General features: G+C 42.3%; 20 protein-coding genes. 16 read left to right on the top strand and 4 right to left on the bottom strand.

Annotated elements, in window-relative coordinates:
* Positions 1 to 6 precede the first annotated feature (6 nt).
* A complete protein-coding gene (locus tag E0H79_RS13415; protein WP_131261910.1) occupies positions 7 to 1038 on the top strand; it encodes a M48 family metallopeptidase in 1032 nt (343 codons plus the stop codon).
* 10 nt (positions 1039 to 1048) lie between these two features.
* Here the strand turns inward: E0H79_RS13415 and E0H79_RS13410 are convergent, their stop codons facing one another.
* A complete protein-coding gene (locus E0H79_RS13410) occupies positions 1049 to 1330 on the bottom strand; it encodes a DUF2218 domain-containing protein (protein ID WP_131261928.1) in 282 nt (93 codons plus the stop codon).
* A 229-nt stretch (positions 1331 to 1559) separates the two neighbouring features.
* On the opposite strand from E0H79_RS13410, the gene rpe reads away from it, so the two are divergent.
* The 8 genes from rpe (at position 1560) to E0H79_RS13370 (ending at position 9132) form a co-directional block, all read left to right on the top strand.
* The gene (rpe, locus tag E0H79_RS13405) at positions 1560 to 2246 is read left to right on the top strand and encodes a ribulose-phosphate 3-epimerase (RefSeq protein ID WP_004975246.1); all 687 of its coding nucleotides are present in this window, start codon (positions 1560 to 1562) and stop codon (positions 2244 to 2246) included.
* Between the two features lie 426 nt (positions 2247 to 2672).
* Positions 2673 to 3194 (top strand): hypothetical protein, encoded by a 522-nt coding sequence (locus E0H79_RS13400; protein WP_225543581.1) that lies wholly within the window; start codon positions 2673 to 2675, stop codon positions 3192 to 3194.
* Between the two features lie 45 nt (positions 3195 to 3239).
* The gene (locus tag E0H79_RS13395) at positions 3240 to 5285 is read left to right on the top strand and encodes a multicopper oxidase domain-containing protein (protein ID WP_131261909.1); all 2046 of its coding nucleotides are present in this window, start codon (positions 3240 to 3242) and stop codon (positions 5283 to 5285) included.
* Positions 5272 to 6207, top strand: coding sequence for a copper resistance protein B (locus E0H79_RS13390; RefSeq protein ID WP_131261908.1), 936 nt, complete (start codon positions 5272 to 5274; stop codon positions 6205 to 6207). The genes E0H79_RS13395 and E0H79_RS13390 overlap by 14 nt, the downstream gene beginning before the upstream one ends.
* A 122-nt stretch (positions 6208 to 6329) precedes the next feature.
* Positions 6330 to 7391 carry a cation transporter gene (locus E0H79_RS13385; RefSeq protein ID WP_104852421.1) on the top strand — a complete coding sequence of 354 codons (1062 nt, stop codon included), beginning with the start codon at positions 6330 to 6332 and terminating at the stop codon, positions 7389 to 7391.
* 146 nt (positions 7392 to 7537) lie between these two features.
* Positions 7538 to 7855: a quaternary ammonium compound efflux SMR transporter SugE gene (gene sugE, locus E0H79_RS13380; protein WP_004975255.1), complete on the top strand. Its 318-nt coding sequence runs from the start codon at positions 7538 to 7540 to the stop codon at positions 7853 to 7855.
* A 95-nt stretch (positions 7856 to 7950) separates the two neighbouring features.
* Positions 7951 to 8442, top strand: coding sequence for a methylated-DNA--[protein]-cysteine S-methyltransferase (locus E0H79_RS13375; RefSeq protein WP_004975257.1), 492 nt, complete (start codon positions 7951 to 7953; stop codon positions 8440 to 8442).
* Positions 8443 to 8493: 51 nt separating this feature from the next.
* Positions 8494 to 9132 (top strand): nuclease-related domain-containing protein, encoded by a 639-nt coding sequence (locus E0H79_RS13370; protein ID WP_004975258.1) that lies wholly within the window; start codon positions 8494 to 8496, stop codon positions 9130 to 9132.
* A 63-nt stretch (positions 9133 to 9195) separates the two neighbouring features.
* Here E0H79_RS13370 and E0H79_RS13365 read toward each other — a convergent pair whose 3' ends face one another.
* Positions 9196 to 9963 (bottom strand): hydroxymethylpyrimidine/phosphomethylpyrimidine kinase, encoded by a 768-nt coding sequence (locus tag E0H79_RS13365; RefSeq protein ID WP_131261907.1) that lies wholly within the window; start codon positions 9961 to 9963, stop codon positions 9196 to 9198.
* Positions 9964 to 10051: 88 nt separating this feature from the next.
* Here E0H79_RS13365 and E0H79_RS13360 point away from each other — a divergent pair, with 88 nt between their 5' ends.
* Positions 10052 to 10708 (top strand): HAD-IA family hydrolase, encoded by a 657-nt coding sequence (locus E0H79_RS13360; RefSeq protein WP_131261906.1) that lies wholly within the window; start codon positions 10052 to 10054, stop codon positions 10706 to 10708.
* 109 nt (positions 10709 to 10817) lie between these two features.
* Complete coding sequence (locus E0H79_RS13355; protein ID WP_131261905.1) at positions 10818 to 11180, top strand: hypothetical protein; 363 nt, start codon at positions 10818 to 10820, stop codon at positions 11178 to 11180.
* 105 nt (positions 11181 to 11285) lie between these two features.
* On the opposite strand, the gene hemJ is transcribed toward E0H79_RS13355, so the two are convergent.
* Both hemJ and E0H79_RS13345 read right to left on the bottom strand, forming a co-directional pair.
* A complete protein-coding gene (gene hemJ, locus E0H79_RS13350; protein ID WP_004975266.1) occupies positions 11286 to 11738 on the bottom strand; it encodes a protoporphyrinogen oxidase HemJ in 453 nt (150 codons plus the stop codon).
* A 17-nt stretch (positions 11739 to 11755) separates the two neighbouring features.
* Positions 11756 to 12985, bottom strand: coding sequence for a beta-ketoacyl synthase N-terminal-like domain-containing protein (locus tag E0H79_RS13345; protein WP_131261904.1), 1230 nt, complete (start codon positions 12983 to 12985; stop codon positions 11756 to 11758).
* 284 nt (positions 12986 to 13269) lie between these two features.
* On the opposite strand from E0H79_RS13345, the gene E0H79_RS13340 reads away from it, so the two are divergent.
* The 5 genes from E0H79_RS13340 to E0H79_RS13320 all read left to right on the top strand — a co-directional run.
* Entirely contained in the window at positions 13270 to 14778 is a 1509-nt protein-coding gene (locus E0H79_RS13340) for an EcsC family protein (protein WP_131261903.1), read from the top strand.
* 139 nt (positions 14779 to 14917) lie between these two features.
* Positions 14918 to 15292, top strand: a complete 375-nt coding sequence (gene rpsL / locus E0H79_RS13335; protein WP_000246374.1) for a 30S ribosomal protein S12 — start codon at positions 14918 to 14920, stop codon at positions 15290 to 15292.
* Positions 15293 to 15471: 179 nt separating this feature from the next.
* Positions 15472 to 15942 carry a 30S ribosomal protein S7 gene (gene rpsG, locus E0H79_RS13330; RefSeq protein WP_004975277.1) on the top strand — a complete coding sequence of 157 codons (471 nt, stop codon included), beginning with the start codon at positions 15472 to 15474 and terminating at the stop codon, positions 15940 to 15942.
* A 131-nt stretch (positions 15943 to 16073) separates the two neighbouring features.
* Positions 16074 to 18209, top strand: a complete 2136-nt coding sequence (fusA, locus tag E0H79_RS13325) for an elongation factor G (RefSeq protein ID WP_004975278.1) — start codon at positions 16074 to 16076, stop codon at positions 18207 to 18209.
* 95 nt (positions 18210 to 18304) lie between these two features.
* On the top strand, positions 18305 to 18610 hold a 306-nt coding region (locus tag E0H79_RS13320; protein ID WP_228258797.1), incomplete at its 3' end, for a GTP-binding protein.

The following is an 18610-nucleotide window of genomic DNA, read 5'->3' as shown; positions in this document are numbered from 1 at the left end:
AAGAAGATGGCAGCACAGATCGTGGATGTGGTGTTTTATGATGGTGTAGTGTCTAAACCATGGGCTGCCAAAATCTCTCCTATAGATGCTCAGTCGGTACTTATTCGTTATGGTGAAAATTTACAGCAACAACGACACTATCATTATCAAGACATGATGTTGGTGGGCGCACTAGGTAAAATTCAACCTGTCATTGAACTTAAAGACGATGCACGTATTGAATTTTCCGAAGCCTTGCCTGAATGGTTTCAACTGCGAAATAAACAGGTGCAGCATTCTATTTGGAAATTGGAACGTACGCCAAGCCTAATTGTATTTAGTCTGGTTTTTGTATTGTTGATGGTATTTGCCACAGTGCAATGGGGCATCCCAAGTGCATCCAAATACGTTGCTTTTCAGTTACCTGCGAATACCTTAAAGCAAATTGGTGATGAAGCAGAGCGTTATATCTTAGACATGACAGCGCCAAGCCAACTGCCCGCAGCGCGTCAGCAGAAAATTCTAACAGATTATCGACAGCTTATTGCAGGAGATACACCTGCCAAAGTGCTGTTTCGACAAGGTGATCGCTTAGGCGCGAATGCTCTGGCAATTCCGAATAACACCATTATTTTGACCGATGAATTGGTGGAATTGGCGGAGAATGATCAGGAAATCATTGGCGTGTTGGCACATGAACAAGGGCATTTGGTAGAACGACACAGCTTGCAACAGGCTTTATCGAGCTTAGGGTTTAGTATTATTTTGCTCGCGATTACAGGAGATGGTACAGATTTAGTTTCGACCTTGCCTGTGGCGCTCGTGGGGGCAAATTATTCACGTAATTTTGAATCTGAAGCAGATCATTATGCTTTAAATACGATGCACGCTCAGGGCATTCCAACCATTCATTTTGCACATTTTTTGGAGCGTTTGGCAGAAGATGCAGGTGAAGACATCGCCAAAAGCCCTTTGGATTTTTTGCAAAGCCATCCTGCAACACAAAAACGTATTCAAGCGGTTAAGGATTTTGAACAGACGCAGCGTTTAGCGCCTTAACATGAAACAGTTAGTAGCGTTGCCAAACTGCGCTCAATACTGTTTGTCCCATACGACTTAAATGATCAAGCACGACTTGTTCAAGGTAACTTAAATCTGTTTCAGTATTTTTTACTTGAATTTTAACCACAAGCTCATGTGTTTGGGGTGTAAGCAGAATTGTGGCACTTGGCATCATAATTTGGTATTGGGTTGCGCTTTCTGCAACGTCAAATTTATGTTTCCAGTGGTTGAGTAGACGCTTGGCAATACGGCTTGCTTGCGTTGTTTGAATATGGGCAGAACTGTTTATCATCTGTTGAAACCAGCATGTTGTTCAAATGAGTAATGGTGTTCACCATAACAAAGCTAGACTGAAAGAACAGTGGAATGCTGCAACAGAGCGTTGCGGATATAGAATTATTAAATTGGATGATCCAACTGAATCATCGAACTGAATGATCCAATCGTAACAGAATCCACCACATCAAGCAGTCTTTGCTATAATGCGCCACAATCCCAATATTCAGCTAGGTTCTCCCATGTCCAAGCCTTATTTAATTGCGCCGTCTATTTTATCTGCAGATTTTGCTCGTCTAGGCGAAGAAGTGGAAAATGTACTTCAGGCAGGTGCCGATGTGGTGCATTTTGATGTGATGGATAATCACTATGTACCGAATTTAACTTTCGGTGCAGGTGTATGTAAGGCATTGAAAAACTATGGTATTACTGCACCAATTGATGTGCACTTAATGGTAAAACCTGTAGACCGCATGATTGGTGATTTTCTAGAAGCGGGCGCAGACATTATCACGTTCCATCCTGAAGCTTCAGAGCATATTGACCGTTCATTGCAACTGATTAAATCGGGTGGGGCAAAAGCGGGTTTGGTCTTTAACCCTGCTACACCGCTGCATTATTTAGATTATGTACTTGATAAAGTTGATCAGATTTTACTCATGAGTGTGAACCCTGGTTTTGGTGGGCAAAAATTCATTCCAATGACTTTAGAGAAATTACGTCAGGCACGTCAAATCATTGATGCTTCAGGTCGTGATATCCGTTTAGAAGTCGATGGTGGTGTGGGACCTGCCAATATTCGTGAAATTGCAGAAGCGGGCGCAGATATGTTTGTTGCAGGCTCAGCAATTTTTGGCAAGCCAGACTATAAAACGGTGATTGATGAAATGCGTGCTGAATTGGCAAAAGTTGGCGCAGTCGAAGTATAAATTTCTACAATCACAAGTGCTTATGCTGTGGATAACTTTGTAGATAACCGTATGGATATCTATGTTGATAACACTATGGATAAGCCGATTAATTTATAAACATTTGTACATCAATTGTTTATGACTTATACAAAATAAGTATAAAAAGGATTCAATCGAATCCTTTTTGTTTATTTTAAATACACTGAATTTATTGAGTATTTACTCAGTTAATTATAAAAATAAGTTGCTTAATATATAACTTGATTGTTTTAGTTGGCTTTTAAATCACACGGATTCACTCTGTTTTTCAATGCAGAAGATATTGTGTATAAGTGGGGCTTGAATTATATTGAGTGCATTGTAGATTGTGGATTGTACTTGGCAAAAATGTTCAATTCTTGTGCAAGTTCAGGTCTGCATCTTTCATACTCAGGAATTTATTTAGTGCTGACTCAACCCTACAAACGAATGTGGTTTGTTGTCCTGATGGCATTTGTCATGGGGTGGAGTGGTATTGTCAGTGCTGCGGTAAAACCTGCACATGATTGGATGATGTCAAATCAGGCAGCAGGGTCTGAGATTCGACATTCTGCAACCTCAGCGCATGGAGTAACATCTTTACTAGATTGTCATACGACAGCTTTGCAAACGCATCCTGAAACCAAGCAGCATTTATCTGGGCATGATGCCAATGCCAACCATCATCTCAGTCAGCACACATCCGCAACGGATACCGATTTAAATACGGCAGATTGTTATGGCTCGGCTGATTTTTCTACTGCAAAGACGAATTGTCAGGACTGTGCGCAGTTGCATTGTCAAAGCTTAAACAGTGTGTTGAATGTGCAAGTCCCTGAACTGATTCAACCTATAGCACTTACATCGGTCAATATTCTATTGCCTGCTTATCAAGCTCAACATTTACTTGGGCATTGGCAGCAAATTTTACGTCCACCCAAAGCTTAATCCTGAATTCAAAACACCTTTACGTTTTATTTTAAGGATTAAGTCATGTCTAAATTTTATCAGCCTGCGCTGTTTTTAACAGTCTGTGCATTGTGTTCGAGTTCTGCATTTGCTGCGGTCAAGGAATATCACCTGACCATTGCAGAACAAACGGTCAATATCACGGGAAAACCTGTTCAACGTATTACAGTCAATGGACAATTTCCCGCGCCTGCACTCGAATTTGAAGAAGGCGATGAGGCGGTAATTCACGTTAATAATCAATTAAAAAATCAGGACTCATCTATTCACTGGCATGGTTTATTGTTGCCCGGTTTGATGGATGGTGTGCCTGGATTTAATGGTTTTCAAGGGATTAAGCCACAAGGACATTTTGTTTATCAATTTAAAGTACGTCAAAGTGGTACCTATTGGTATCACGCACATTCCAAAGGTCAGGAACAAGATGGTCTATACGGCTCTTTGGTGATTCATCCTAAAGCCAAGCCAGCCGTAAACGCACATGAATACACAGATCGTGATTATGTGGTGATGCTGTCAGATTTTCATGAAAAATCTAGCAATCAAATTCAGAAAGATTTAAAAATTTCAGCCGAGTTTTATCAAAATCAGCGTGAAACCTTAGGTGATGTTTGGCGTCAAGTACAGCGTGATGGGCTAAAAGCCACATGGTCAGACCGCAAAATGTGGAATCAGATGCGCATGCTGAAAACCGACCTTTCCGATGTCACAGGCTATACTTTTTTAATGAATGGCAAGACACCTGAACAGAACTGGACAGGTGTATTTAAGCCAAATGAAAAAGTGCGTTTACGTTTTATCAATGCCTCTGCCATGTCGTTTTATGATGTGCGGATTCCAAACTTAAAAATGACAGTGGTCAGTGCCGATGGTCAGCCAGTCAAACCTGTTACTGTGGATGAATTTCGTATCGGCACTGCAGAAACCTACGATGTGATTGTTGAACCTCAAGCAGCGCATTATCAAATTGAAGCGGAATCAATAGACCGCTCAGGTTTTGCTGTGGGTAGCTTGCAGAGTGAACTTCATTCTGCAACATCAAATCTACAGCTCCCTGCAGCGCGCCCGCGTGCTTTACTCACCATGCAAGATATGGGGCATGCTACAGAGCATTCAGGCGATGATCATTCCAAGATGAACCATGCAACGATGTCTGAAATGGATCACTCAAAAATGAATCATGCAGCGATGTCTGAAATGGATCATTCCAAAATGAACCATGCAGCGATGTCGGATATGGATCATTCCAAGATGAACCATGCAGCGATGTCGGAAATGGATCATTCCAAGATGAACCATGCAGCAATGTCGGAGATGGATCATTCCAAGATGAATCATGCAGCGATGTCGGAAATGGATCATTCCAAGATGAACCATGTAGCGATGTCAGAAATGGATCATTCCAAGATGAATCATGCGGTAATGTCGGAAATGGATCATTCCAAGATGAACCATGCAACAATGTCTGAAAATACGCATACACAACATGGCATGCCTTCAACAGAACACAAAAATGCGGTGGTATATGGATGGGCAAATGCTTCTACACCCGCGGGGCATAAAGCCTTGCACTATGAAGATTTGAAATCGCTGCAGCCACAAGCAGATACACGTGAACCAAGCAGTGAATTGGTCGTGCGTTTAGGTGGTACGATGGAGCGTTATATCTGGACAATCAACGGTAAGAAATTTAGTGATGCCACACCACTCAAGGTGAAATATGGTGAGCGTATTCGGATTAAATTTATCAATGACAGCATGATGGCACATCCAATGCATTTACATGGCATGTTTATGCAGTTGGAAAATGGTCAAACGGCAGCAGAAATGCCGAATAAACACACCTTAATTGTGCCGCCAGGTCAAACTGTAACTGCACTGCTTACTGCAGATGAATTAGGTGAATGGGCAATACATTGTCATTTGCTCTATCACATGAGCGTGGGAATGATGAATAAATTGATTGTAGCGCAGGTGAGTGAAAATGAACCGCTTTCAACCACAGCAATTCAAGCCACTCAAACCCCTTCAGCGACAGCGCAAAAAGGAGCAGCACATGCACAACATTAATCTTTTTGCGAAAACAGTTTTAAGTATTTCTGTCTGCTGCATCAGTACAGTTGGGCTAGCAGCGACAGAGGTGCATAGTGCACATGCCAGTTCAGCAGAGATTGCAACAATTGCAGCTCAGGCTGATACTCAATCGCATCAATCGCATCAATCGCATCAATCGCATCAATCGCATCAATCGCATCAATCGCATCAATCGCATCAATCGCATCAATCCGATTCGTCCGTGCAAGAGTCGCAGTCACACGATCATCGTAAAGAACATGGTGCGCAGGTGTACGCGGTGAGCACTTTAGATACGCAATGGCAAGTGAATGATCATGCCGAGGGAGTGCTCAAATCTAAATTACAAACTCGTATCGGAACTGATGAAAACAAGTTGTTTGTGAAAATTCATAGCGATAAGCAAGAGTCACAAGCGACTGAATATGATGCCAAGTTGTTATACAGTCGTATGATTTCAGATTTTTGGGATGTGCAAGCAGGTATGCGTTATCGACACGAAGTGAATCAGCAAGAGCATCAAACAGACCGAGAAGATAAGTTTGACGCTGTGTTTGGCTTACATGGTTTAGCTCCATATTTTTTTGAAACCGATGCTTATTTTTATTTGGGTGAGGATCAATATGCGGCTTTGAGTTTGGAAACCACACGGGATCTGTTATTGACTCAGAAATTGATCGCACAGCCTTATTTAGATGTAGATGTTATTCTGCAGGATGATGCCAAATATGCGAAAAAAACAGGACTCAACCGCGCAGCTGTGGGTGTGGAAATGCGTTATGAAATCAGCAAGAACATCATGCCGTATATCAGTGCAGGTTATGAGTATACGAAAGGTGATCAACACACTGCTTGGCAGTCTGCAACCGATTCCGAGCAGAGCGGCTTATATGCGATAGGCTTGCGTTTCAGGTTTTAATGATTAGGGGTATTTATCAATGATTAAGTCAATGGATCGTTGCTGCTTCTAAATAGAATAGATTGTCCCTAAATACATAGGCTTGGTTTATACTGAGCCTATTGTATTTTTGGGTGTGGCGTATGTCTTCATCAACTCAAGATCCTCAATCGAATCAAGATAAAAACTTAGAAAACCAAAATCTAAACAATACTGGCTGTGGTTGTGATACGCAAAAAAATGTAAACCAGCCTTGTGCAACTGCGCCTACACACTCCAAGTCATGTGGCGATACAGGCTGTGGTTCGTCTTGCGATACAGAAAAAAGCTGTGCTGATCAAAATAGCTGTACATCTGCAACGACTGCCAAGACAGATAAAGCAACAATTTTGGATTCGGAACTTTTGAGTCCGTGGGTGAGTGCATACCATATTCCTAAAATGGATTGTGGCGCAGAAGAACAAATGGTGCGGATTGCTTTGGCAGATCATAATGATATTGCAGCCTTGTCTTTTGATTCACCTGCACGACTTTTAAAGGTTTATCACAGCAACCAATCTGCCACAGAAATTACCCATAAATTAGAAGCATTGGGTTTGGGTGCTGTGTTGCAACAGACTGAAGCCAATACACAAACTGAACTGCCTGTATCTAACAGCGCTGCACAACAAAAAGTGCTATATGCCTTGCTTGGTATTAATGCCGCTATGTTTTTGGTGGAATTAATTGCAGGTTTAATTGCATCTTCGACTGGGTTAATTGCTGACTCCTTAGATATGTTTGCCGATGCCGCCGTGTATGGTTTGGCTTTATTTGTCGTGGGTCAATCCGCCAAGAAACAGCTCAAAGCTGCACATTTGTCTGGTTGGGTACAACTGGGTTTGGCTGCACTGGTTATCTTTGATGTCCTGCGCCGTTTCTTCTTAGGCAGTGAGCCTGAATCCATGTTGATGATGGTCATTGGTGCTGTGGCATTGCTGGCAAACGTCACCTGTTTATGGCTAATTTCAGGGCATAAAGATGGTGGAACCCACATGCAAGCCAGTTATATTTTTTCCGCCAATGATGTGATTGTGAATTTAGGTGTGATTATCGCGGGCGGTTTGGTGATGCTGACAGGGTCGAATTATCCAGACCTGATTATTGGCTTAGTTGTGGCCATGTTTGTATTGAATGGTGCGCGCAAAATTTTAAGTTTAAAATAGACGGATCATCGCTGCGCGGTGGCTTAAATTGCAACAGGAGGAACGACCTCCCTTGTTTGGGTTTTTAGAAATAGTCAAAGTGACTGAACACTCGACAAGAAAAATCTTCAGGACGGCCTGATTTCATGCTATTGAAGGAGGGCGTTATGGCCTGGATGATGTTGATATTGGCGGGTATTTTTGAAGTGGTTTGGGCATACTCCATGAAGTTGTCTGACGGCTTTAGTAAATTAACGCCCAGTATCGTGACTATCTTTTTTATGATTTTAAGTTTTGCGCTTTTGGCCTATGCCATGCGTACTTTGCCATTAGGCACGGCTTATACGATTTGGACAGGTATAGGCGCAGTCGGTTCATTTTTAGTCGGTATTTTTGTTTTAGGCGAACCTGCCAGTGCTATGCGTATGTTGGCTGCAGTTCTGATTATTTCAGGTTTGGTGCTTATGAAAATTTCATCCAGCTAACTTGGAATGCAGTCTTTTAGTGTGTGCTCAATAACAGATCGGTTTGAGTTAAAAACAGGATGACCTGATACCCAACCTGCTTGAGGAGAAAAATAATGCAATTGGCATTTACTGAAATGGACACTCCTGTAGGCGTGCTTAAATTGGTGGCTCACGATCACGCATTGGTTGCGGTAATGTGGGATAACGAAGATCATAAACGGGTACGTTTAGCCAGTTTAGTTCGACAAGATGATCATCCAATTTTGCTCAAAACTCAGCAGCAACTCCAAGAGTATTTTGCAGGTCAGCGTCAGCAATTTGATGTGCCTCTTGATTTTGAAGGCACTGAATTTCAGAAGAAAGTCTGGCAGGCGTTATTAAGCATTCCTTTTGGGGAAACTCGTAGTTATAAGCAAATTGCCGAACAAGTTGGTAGTGAGAATGCGATGCGTGCCGTAGGGGCGGCAAATGGCAAAAATCCAATTTCGATTATTGCACCGTGTCATCGGGTGGTGGGTGCAAGTGGAAAATTGGTGGGCTTTGCAGGCGGGTTGGATAATAAAGCGATTTTGTTAAAGTTAGAATCTTCAACTTCAAAAGTTTAAATGACTGAGATTCAACAACAATTTTGATCAAAATAAAATAGAGCAGGGGAAATGTTAAAAACATTATTGTTGCAGTTTTGGTGGCTTATTCTGCTTGTTGCAGGTGTAGGGCTGATCAAAATTTTCAAACCTTTTCTAAAGGGAAAGGTGGGGGAACTCGCAGTAAGTACGCATGTGAAGTTGTATTTAGATGAACGTTATATCTTGTTGAATGATGTAACTTTGCCTGATGAGTTCGCAGGAACAACTCAAATAGATCATATTTTATTGAGTCCTTTTGGGGTTTTTGTGATTGAAACAAAAAACTATAAAGGCTGGATTTTTGGTGGAGAACGCCAAAAAGTATGGACACAAAAAATTTATAAAAAGACCTACAAGTTTCAAAATCCTGTCTATCAGAACTATAAGCATATAAAAGTTTTGGAATCAGTATTGAGCGATATTGTCGAGCCTGAATATCTGCATTCTGTGATTGTATTTATGCCAGACTGTGAGTTTAAGACCTCTTTGCCCAACAATGTTTTTAAAGGCAGTGCATGGGTTGAGTATGTCAAAGGTTTTCGGCATGAAGTCATTTCACCGATGAAACTGAAACGTATTCAGCTGAGAATTGAAAAAGAACTACTTGATAAGTCTTGGAAAACCAATCGTCAACATGTCGAAAATTTGAAACAACGGCACGAACGTTAAAAAGTTGCAATGAAAAACCCTGATACAAGGTGATCAGGGTTTGAAGGAGTTGAACGATAAGCACTAAAACCTTTTCGGAATTTTCTGTCCGTTCGGTACAGGCGTTTCCGCATATTTAAGCACACCAAACAACCAAGTTTCAGCATGTTGTACCGCTTGTTTCAGTTGATCTCCCATTGCCAAGCGCCCTGCAATAAAGCTCGCCAATGAACAGCCTGAACCGTGATATTCACCTTCAAGCCGTGGACAGCGGGTTTCTGAAACCATTTCATTGTTAATATACAGTGCATTACGAATATGATCAGGGGTATCTTCATGCCCACCTTTGACCAAAACGGCCTGCGCGCCCATTGCAAATAATTTAGCTGTTGCGCGTTCTAAATCATCTTCACCCGTTAAGGCACGTAATTCCACAGTATTTGGCGTGATTAAAGTCGCCAGTGGAATCAACTCGACAAATGCCTGAACCAAAGTCGCTTGATTACCTAAAGAACCACCACTATTGGCAACCAAAACAGGGTCAAGCACATATAAATAATCAGGATGTGCACGTAAAAAATCTGCCAGCGCTGCAATATTGTCAGTGGTGCCCAACATGCCCGACTTTACAACTTTAATGGGCAAATCATTCACCACCGCATTGGCTTGCGCCAATAACAATTCTTTAGACGTTGCTTCAAAGCCAAATACTTGCTGAGAGTTTTGAATGGTCAGTGCTGTGCAGGCAATCGCTGCATGTGCACCGCTATTGCCAACGGCTTCAATATCAGCCTGTAAACCAGCGCCACCCGAAGGGTCTAAACCAGAAAAACATAGTACTGTTGGTCGCACACACATATCCTTAATTGCTTCTATTTACGTTAGTATAGGCAACTTTGGAGTAACACTCGATAGTCATTTAGGCACATAGGCTGACATTGTGATAAAGAACCTTTTAATTGATTTAGATGGCACGCTGACCGACCCGAAAGAGGGCATTACCGCTTCTGCGCGTTATGGTTTGGCTAAGGTTGGACATCCTATTGCAGATACGGAAAATATTGATTGGATTATCGGGCCGCCCTTAAAAGCCTCTTTGGCAAAATTACTTCATGTAGATGTGCATGACGTATTGGCAGAGCAAGCCTTAGCAGGCTATCGAGAGCGTTTTGCTGCAACAGGCTTATTTGAAAATCATGTCTTTGAAGATGTTGCTGCAACATTGGCAGATTTAAAACAGCAAGGCTATCGACTGTTTTTAGCAACAGCCAAACCTGAAATTTATGCACGCCAAATTTTAGATCACTTCGATTTATTGCAATATTTTGAATATCCCTACGGTAGCGAACTAAATGGTGAGCGTACCAATAAAGCGGATTTAATTGCCTATATTTTGCAGCAAGAACAATTGCAACCTGAACAATGTTTAATGATTGGAGATCGTGAACACGATATTTTTGGTGCACGAGCCAATGGAGTCGATTGTGTTGCAGTCGAATACGGCTATGGTTCGGCTCAGGAGTTAGACTTGGCTGCACCAAAACATAGAATTCAGTGTTTTGCGCAAATTTTGTCGGTGCTTGAACAGTTATCTTGATGAGCGAGATGCTTACATCTGTTTGCATTTCTAGCGCAGTGTTATTGCAAAGATCGTGCTTCAATATTTAATTTGAATATTTAATTTTAATATTGAAAGAGGGTATGTGATGAAGGTATTTAGTCAATCGATGACTTTTGTAGCAGTTTCAGTGTTCTTGACGGCATGTGTAAATAGCATACCCACACCTACACAGTCCGTAGCACAGGTCGAAATGTACACATCATTGCAACATCGTCAGTGTGAGCCTGACTCTGGTTTAACTGTTGCTGAGATTAGCCAACGTTTGCAGCAGGCACAGATTCAGGTATATCAGGCTCGTGTGGGTTCAGATGGAAGAATGTATGCACAAGTCTGTGGTGGGGCAGATGGACGAATTGCCATCGTGACTATTCCTCAATCTCAGCAGAAACAAGCAGAAGCCTTAGGGTTTAAGTCTTATCACGCAATCCAATCTATCAAAAATAAATAAGGCTGGAGTCAATAAAAAAACCTCAGTTCATATAGAGCTGAGGTTTTTTCTAACTCAATTGGAATTGAGTTAAGTTGGACGTATCTAGATGTTGCGGTTTAACGCTTAGAATTGCGGCTTAACCACCACTAAAATCACAATTGCCAGTAACAAAACTGTTGGCATTTCATTGAAGAATCGCCAAAACTTATGTGATTTGTAATGTGCATTACCAATCAATTTCTGACGGTAGTAGCCACAAACCAAGTGATAAATCACTAATAAACCCACCAATGCAACTTTCAGGTAAAACCATAACGCATCGTGGTAATTGCGGGTGGCATCACCCCAATCTACCAAAAAGTGTGCCGTAATGAGGGTGGCAATCATAGATGGCCACATAATCCCTCGGTACAACTTGCGCTCCATGATTTCGAAACGCTGATGGCTCAGCGTATCTTCACTCATGGCATGGTAAACATATAAACGTGGTAGGTAGAACAATGCAGCGAACCAACAAACCACAGCAATAATATGTAATGCTTTTACCCATAAAAAAGCATCAGAAGGTGCATCCATCGATCATCCTATGGAGATTATTCATCCCACTTCTTGAAAATAAGGCAGGCATTTACACCGCCAAAACCGAAACTGTTACTCATCACAGTATTCAATTTTGTGTCACGTTTTTCAAGTACGATATCAAATGGTTTTGCGCCTTCATCTAGTTCAGTAACGTTGATGTTTGGTGCGATAAAGTCGTTTTGCATCATCAAGACAGAGTAAATTGCTTCTTGAACACCAGCGGCGCCCAAGCTGTGACCTGTCATTGACTTCGTTGAGCTAAGTGCAGGAACTTGACCTTCGCCAAATGCACGTTCCATGGCTTTTAATTCTGTTACATCGCCCGCAGGGGTAGAAGTACCATGTGTGTTCACATAGTCAATTGCGTCTACACCGTGTTGTTTCGCTTCGTCTAAAGCCATCAAGATACAACGTGTTGCACCTTCACCGCTTGGTGCAACCATGTCTGCACCGTCAGAGTTTGCAGCATACGCAACCACTTCAGCTAAAATATTTGCACCACGTGCTTGTGCGTGTTCAAGTGATTCAAGAACCACGAAACCACCACCACCTGCAATGACGAAACCATCACGGTCTGCAGAGTACGGACGAGATGCTGTTTCTGGTGTGTCGTTGTATTTAGAACACAAAGCACCCATCGCATCAAACAATAAGCTTTGTGACCAGTGATCTTCTTCACCGCCACCTGCAAGCATTAAATCTTGTTTACCCAATTGAATTAGGTTGTAGGCATAACCAATTGCATCGGCAGAAGTTGCGCATGCACTGGTAATTGAGTGCGCGATACCTTGTAATTTGAACGCAACACCCAAGTTTGCCGTAATGGTGTTCGACATGTTACGTGGTACGAAGAACGGGCCAATTTTACGTGCGCCTTTTTCTTCAAGTAGCTCAATCATTTCTGCAACAGATGCAGTTGAGTTACCGCCTGAACCACCCGCGATACCGTAACGTGGGTTGCCTGCTAAATCTTCTTGCTTTAAGCCCGCATGTTCAATGGCATCTACTGCAGCGTTGTAAGCGTACATCGCACACACGCCCATAAAGCGTTTTAATTTACGGTCAATGTGGTTAAAGTTTTGTTCTGCTGCTGCACTTACGTGGCTTTTGAAATTAAGTTCAGCATAAGTTGGGTTGGAACGTGTCCCAGAAATACCGTTTTGTAAAGAATGAGTCACAGCTTCTAAAGTATTACCAATGCACGAGTTAATGCCCATGCCGGTGATTACAACACGTTTCATCTACAGATCCCTTTTATGGTGATAATGTTGAGCCGAACACCGTGACTGCCAAGCAATCGCTGATACGGTATGACTCATGTCTTACAATTGCGTTCATAATAGCAGAAAGAATTTTGAATTCTTATGGCAAATATGATGCCACTTTGCAGGGAAGATCAAACCGCAGCGAAGCGGTAAATGAGATGCAGGAAGCCAACCAAAAGATACACAATCATATTGAGATAAACTTAGACTACACCTAGTATCTACCCATAAATCATAGAAATTAAAAATGAGGAGTAAGAATGTCAGATTCCAAGAATAAACAATCAAGCGGATTCTTCTCGAATGCGATTGGGGTGGCTAAAAAGCTCAGCAGTACAGGCATCCATGTATTGCAGCAAGTTGCACCGGGTACTGTAGCGAAGGATGAGCACAGTGCAAAATCAGGGCAAATTATTGAAGGTCAGGCACGTAGCTTTAGTGCTTTTCAAGCGCGTCAATATGACAATCCTCAACACATGCTCAGACAGCATGTGCCTCAAGTTTCACGTCAGCTTTTAGGTCGTCACTATAACCGCGTCAATCAGGTGGCGAGTTTTGTGTCGCCCGATTTTTCCGACAAAATTTCAGATTACCTATTTGATCAGTTGAATAGTTTTACTTCCAATATCAGCTCTGTTGATGATGTGCTTGATCAGGCTGGCGTACGCGATTTAGAAGAATTGACTCAAGATGTAGATCGTTCTAAACGAATTAGTCAGGCACTCGCAGAACAAAATAAATGGATTGCATCACTGCAAGGCGCATTGACAGGTGCAACAGGAGTAATCGGTTCAACTATTGATGTGCCTGCATCTATTGTGATGTCTTTGCGTACCATTTATCAGGTGGGACGTGCATACGGTTTTGAACTGAACAAAGACACCGAGCAAGAAATTGTTCAGTTTATTTTTAAACAAATTGATTTAGGCGTCATTGCAGAAAAGCAAGCGGTACTGATGGGGCTAAAAACCTTATCCAATATGCTGCAAACTCATGATGTGCATCAATTACAAAATATGCTCGGTTCAAGCAATGATTATGAGGCATTAAAGAAATACTTCTTGAATGAGCAAGGTCAAGTCAAATGGCCGTGGTTGAATCATGTACCTAAGTTTTCCATGTTGAATAAACTCACGCCTGTAGCAACCGCATCGGTGAGTGCAGTATATAGCTGGAAATTGGTGGAAGATGTGCATCACAAGGCACAGCAAGTATTTTCCAATGCCCGTAGCTATTTAATTCAGCATAAAGACAGCAATTTATCTGCCATTCATGCGTATGAAAAATCGTTGGAATTGCTGGCACAGGCTGCGCCTAAACTCTTAGAGCAGTTGAAGGGCAATGAAGCCAAACATGCAGAGCAAGATGCATTAGTAGAGGGGCAAGAGAGAGCAGAATCTGCGCCGTCAGATGCTTTGCTGCAAACCGTATCAGACCATGAAAGTATCAGAACGGTAAAAGTGCAGAAAAAATCGAACAAAGTGGAAACAACTGCAGCACAACTCGATGAAAATATTCAGCAAGGTCTAGAAGAATTGGCAGATCAAATGCTAGAGCCACATGCTGAAGTTGCACCGCAAAAACCTGCTGTACCTGCAGAAGAAATTGATGAATATAGGCTGGAAGATGCTTTGGAGCCAGTGGAAGATTCAACTCAAGTGGCTGAAACTGTTTCGGAAAATCCAGTAACATCAAGCAAAGAAACTGCAAAGCAGGTTACAAAAAAGCCGAGAACTCGTACAAGTGCTCGCAAGCCAAAAGCTGAATAAAAACAAGTGATAAGTAGAAATTTGGTTGGTATTTTAACTGCCTATGAAATATTGACCATTTTTCTATCTTCGCTTACAATTGCATGCCCTCAAAAAGTAGTATGTTTTTGGGGCTTTTTATTAACGGGAGAATTGCCACATGGCAACAACAAATCAGTTGATCCGTAAGGGTCGTACGACTTTGGTTGAAAAATCAAAAGTTCCTGCGTTGAAGGCTTGTCCACAACGTCGTGGTGTTTGTACACGTGTTTACACAACTACACCTAAAAAACCTAACTCAGCAATGCGTAAAGTTTGCCGTGTTCGCTTAACTTCAGGTTTTGAAGTTTCTAGCTACATCGGTGGTGAAGGTCACAACCTACAAGAGCACAGTGTTGTTCTTATCCGTGGTGGTCGTGTTAAAGACTTACCAGGTGTACGTTACCATACCGTTCGTGGTTCTTTAGACTGTGCTGGCGTGAAAGATCGTAACCAGTCACGTTCTAAATACGGTGCTAAACGTCCTAAGAAATAATCTTTTAAAGATTAAACTCTTAGTTCGTAGAACTGCAATCCTTTATCGTCTCGCTTGTCTGATTTCTGCATTTAATTTTGTGAAATTCAAGCGACGTGTAGTAAGGCCAGCGAAATGCACACGACACTTTGTGCTACGGCTGGATCACCCTGAAGTGTCATATTTATAGGTAGTTTAAAATGCCAAGACGTCGCGTAGTCGCTGCTCGTGAAATCCTTCCGGATCCTAAATTCAGCAGCCAAACAATCGCTAAATTCATGAACCACGTAATGCAAGATGGTAAAAAATCTATTGCTGAAAGTATCGTTTACGGTGCTTTAGACCGCGTTCAAGAAAAATCTAAAGTAGACCCAGTTGAATTTTTTGAAGCTACGCTTGAAAAAGTTCGTCCAATGGTCGAAGTAAAAGCACGCCGTGTTGGTGGTGCTACTTATCAAGTTCCTATGGAAGTACGCCCATCCCGTCGTACTGCTTTAGCGATGCGTTGGTTGGTAGATGCTGCTGCTAAGCGTTCTGAAAAAACTATGGCGTTACGTCTTGCTGGCGAGTTGCTTGATGCATCTGAAGGTAAAGGCGCAGCGATCAAAAAACGTGAAGATGTGCACCGTATGGCTGAAGCCAACAAAGCCTTCTCTCACTACCGTTTCTAAGCGGATAAAACAGGCCCTAATCAGGAGGGTGATGAATCGGTTGTCACTGAATTGTCATCAAATCGCTTTAAGTTGCTAGGCAGCTTAAAGCGTCCTGTTTTAAACAACAAAATTTAGGAATGCTAGAAATCATGGCACGTCAAACCCCAATTTCTCGTTACCGTAACATTGGTATCTCTGCGCACATCGATGCGGGTAAAACAACAACTTCAGAACGTATTTTGTTCTATACAGGTGAAAGTCACAAACTTGGTGAAACTCACGAAGGTTCAGCAACAACTGACTGGATGGAACAAGAGCAAGAACGTGGTATTACTATTACCTCAGCAGCTGTAACATGCTTCTGGAAAGGTATGGGTAACCAGTTTGACCAACACCGTATTAACGTAATTGACACCCCAGGACACGTTGACTTCACAATTGAAGTTGAGCGTTCTATGCGTGTTCTTGACGGTGCATGTATGGTTTACTGTGCTGTAGGTGGTGTACAACCTCAGTCTGAAACTGTATGGCGTCAAGCAAACAAATATAAAGTACCTCGTTTAGCGTTCGTGAACAAAATGGACCGTACAGGTGCAAACTTCTTCCGCGTTGTTGAACAAATGAAAACTCGCTTGGGTGCAAACCCAGTGCCTATCGTTGTTCCAGTGGGTGCAGAAGACACATTCACAGGTGTTGTTGACTTAATCGAAATGAAGTCAATCATCTGGGATGAAGCTTCACAAGGTATGAAGTTTGAATACGGTGAGATTCCAGCTGACCTTCAAGCAACTGCTGAAGAATGGCGTACGAACATGGTTGAAGCTGCTGCAGAAGCATCAGAAGAACTCATGGACAAGTACCTAGAAAATGGCGAACTTTCTAAAGAAGAAATCGTTGCTGGTTTACGTCAACGTACATTAGCGGGTGAAATTCAACCTGCAATGTGTGGTTCTGCATTCAAAAACAAAGGTGTTCAACGTATGTTGGACGCAGTAATTGAATTCTTACCTGCACCAACTGACGTTGAAGCGATCAAAGGTATCTTAGACGACAAAGACGAAACTGAAGGTTCTCGTGAAGCGTCTGACGAAGCTCCTTTCGCAGCGTTAGCGTTCAAAATCATGAACGACAAATTCGTTGGTAACTTAACGTTCGTACGTGTTTACTCTGGTGTTCTTAAAGCGGGTAGCCCGGTTTATAACCCAGTGAAAATGAAGCGTGAGCGTATTGGTCGTATCGTACAGATGCACGCAAATGACCGTCACGACATCGAAGAAATTCGTGCAGGTGACATCGCAGCGTGTGTAGGTCTTAAAGATACAACCACTGGTGATACATTATGTGACGAAAACCACGTAATTACACTAGAGCGTATGGAATTCCCAGAGCCAGTAATTGCATTGGCTGTTGAACCTAAAACTAAAGCTGACCAAGAAAAAATGTCAGTTGCTTTAGGTCGCTTGGCGAAAGAAGATCCATCATTCCGCGTTCGTACAGACGAAGAATCTGGTCAAACGATCATTGCGGGTATGGGCGAGCTTCACCTTGACATCATCGTTGACCGTATGAAGCGTGAATTCAACGTAGAAGCGAACATTGGTAAACCAATGGTTGCATACCGCGAAACGATCAAAAAGACGATTGAGCAAGAAGGTAAATTCGTACGTCAAACTGGTGGTAAAGGTAAATTCGGTCACGTATTCGTACGTTTAGAGCCGCTTGATCCTGAAGCTGGTAAAGACTACGAATTCGCTGAAGAAGTTGTAGGTGGTGTAGTACCTAAAGAATTCTTCGGTGCAGTAGACAAAGGTATCCAAGAACGTATGAAGAATGGTGTCTTGGCTGGTTACCCAGTTGTAGGCATTAAAGCGACATTATTCGACGGTTCTTACCACGATGTCGACTCTGACGAATTATCGTTCAAAATGGCGGGTTCTTACGCATTCCGTGACGGTTTCATGAAAGCAGATCCTGTTCTTCTTGAGCCAATCATGAAAGTTGAAGTAGAAACTCCAGAAGACTACATGGGCGATATCATGGGTGACTTAAACCGTCGTCGTGGTATGGTTCAAGGTATGGACGACTTACCTGGTGGTACTAAAGCAATTCGTGCAGAAGTTCCACTTGCAGAGATGTTTGGTTACGCAACACACATGCGTTCTATGTCTCAAGGTCGTGCGACTTACTCTATGGAATTTGCTAAATATGCTGAAACTCCACGTAACGTGGCAGATGGCATCATTGCTAAATTCCAGTCTGGTGGTAAAAAAGGTGACGACGAGTAATCTTTCGATTACTATAAGCGCAAACTAATTCATAGTTAAAAAACCTAATGCTCATGGAGTGATCCTCCATGAGTTGTTTTAAAAAGGAAGATCTCATGGCTAAGGCTAAGTTCGAACGTAATAAGCCACACGTTAACGTGGGCACAATCGGTCACGTTGACCATGGTAAAACAACTTTAACAGCTGCGATTGCTACAGTATGTGCACGTAAGTTTGGTGGTGAAGCGAAAGATTACGCTGCTATCGACTCTGCACCAGAAGAAAAAGCACGTGGTATTACAATTAATACTTCTCACGTAGAATACGATTCTCCAACTCGTCACTACGCGCACGTAGACTGCCCAGGCCACGCCGACTATGTTAAAAACATGATCACTGGTGCTGCTCAGATGGACGGTGCG

This window comes from Acinetobacter sp. ANC 5045, assembly GCF_004331005.1.
Lineage (GTDB): Bacteria > Pseudomonadota > Gammaproteobacteria > Pseudomonadales > Moraxellaceae > Acinetobacter > Acinetobacter towneri.
Note: the sequence above shows the minus strand (reverse complement) of the source record. Positions and strands in the feature narration are given on the sequence as shown.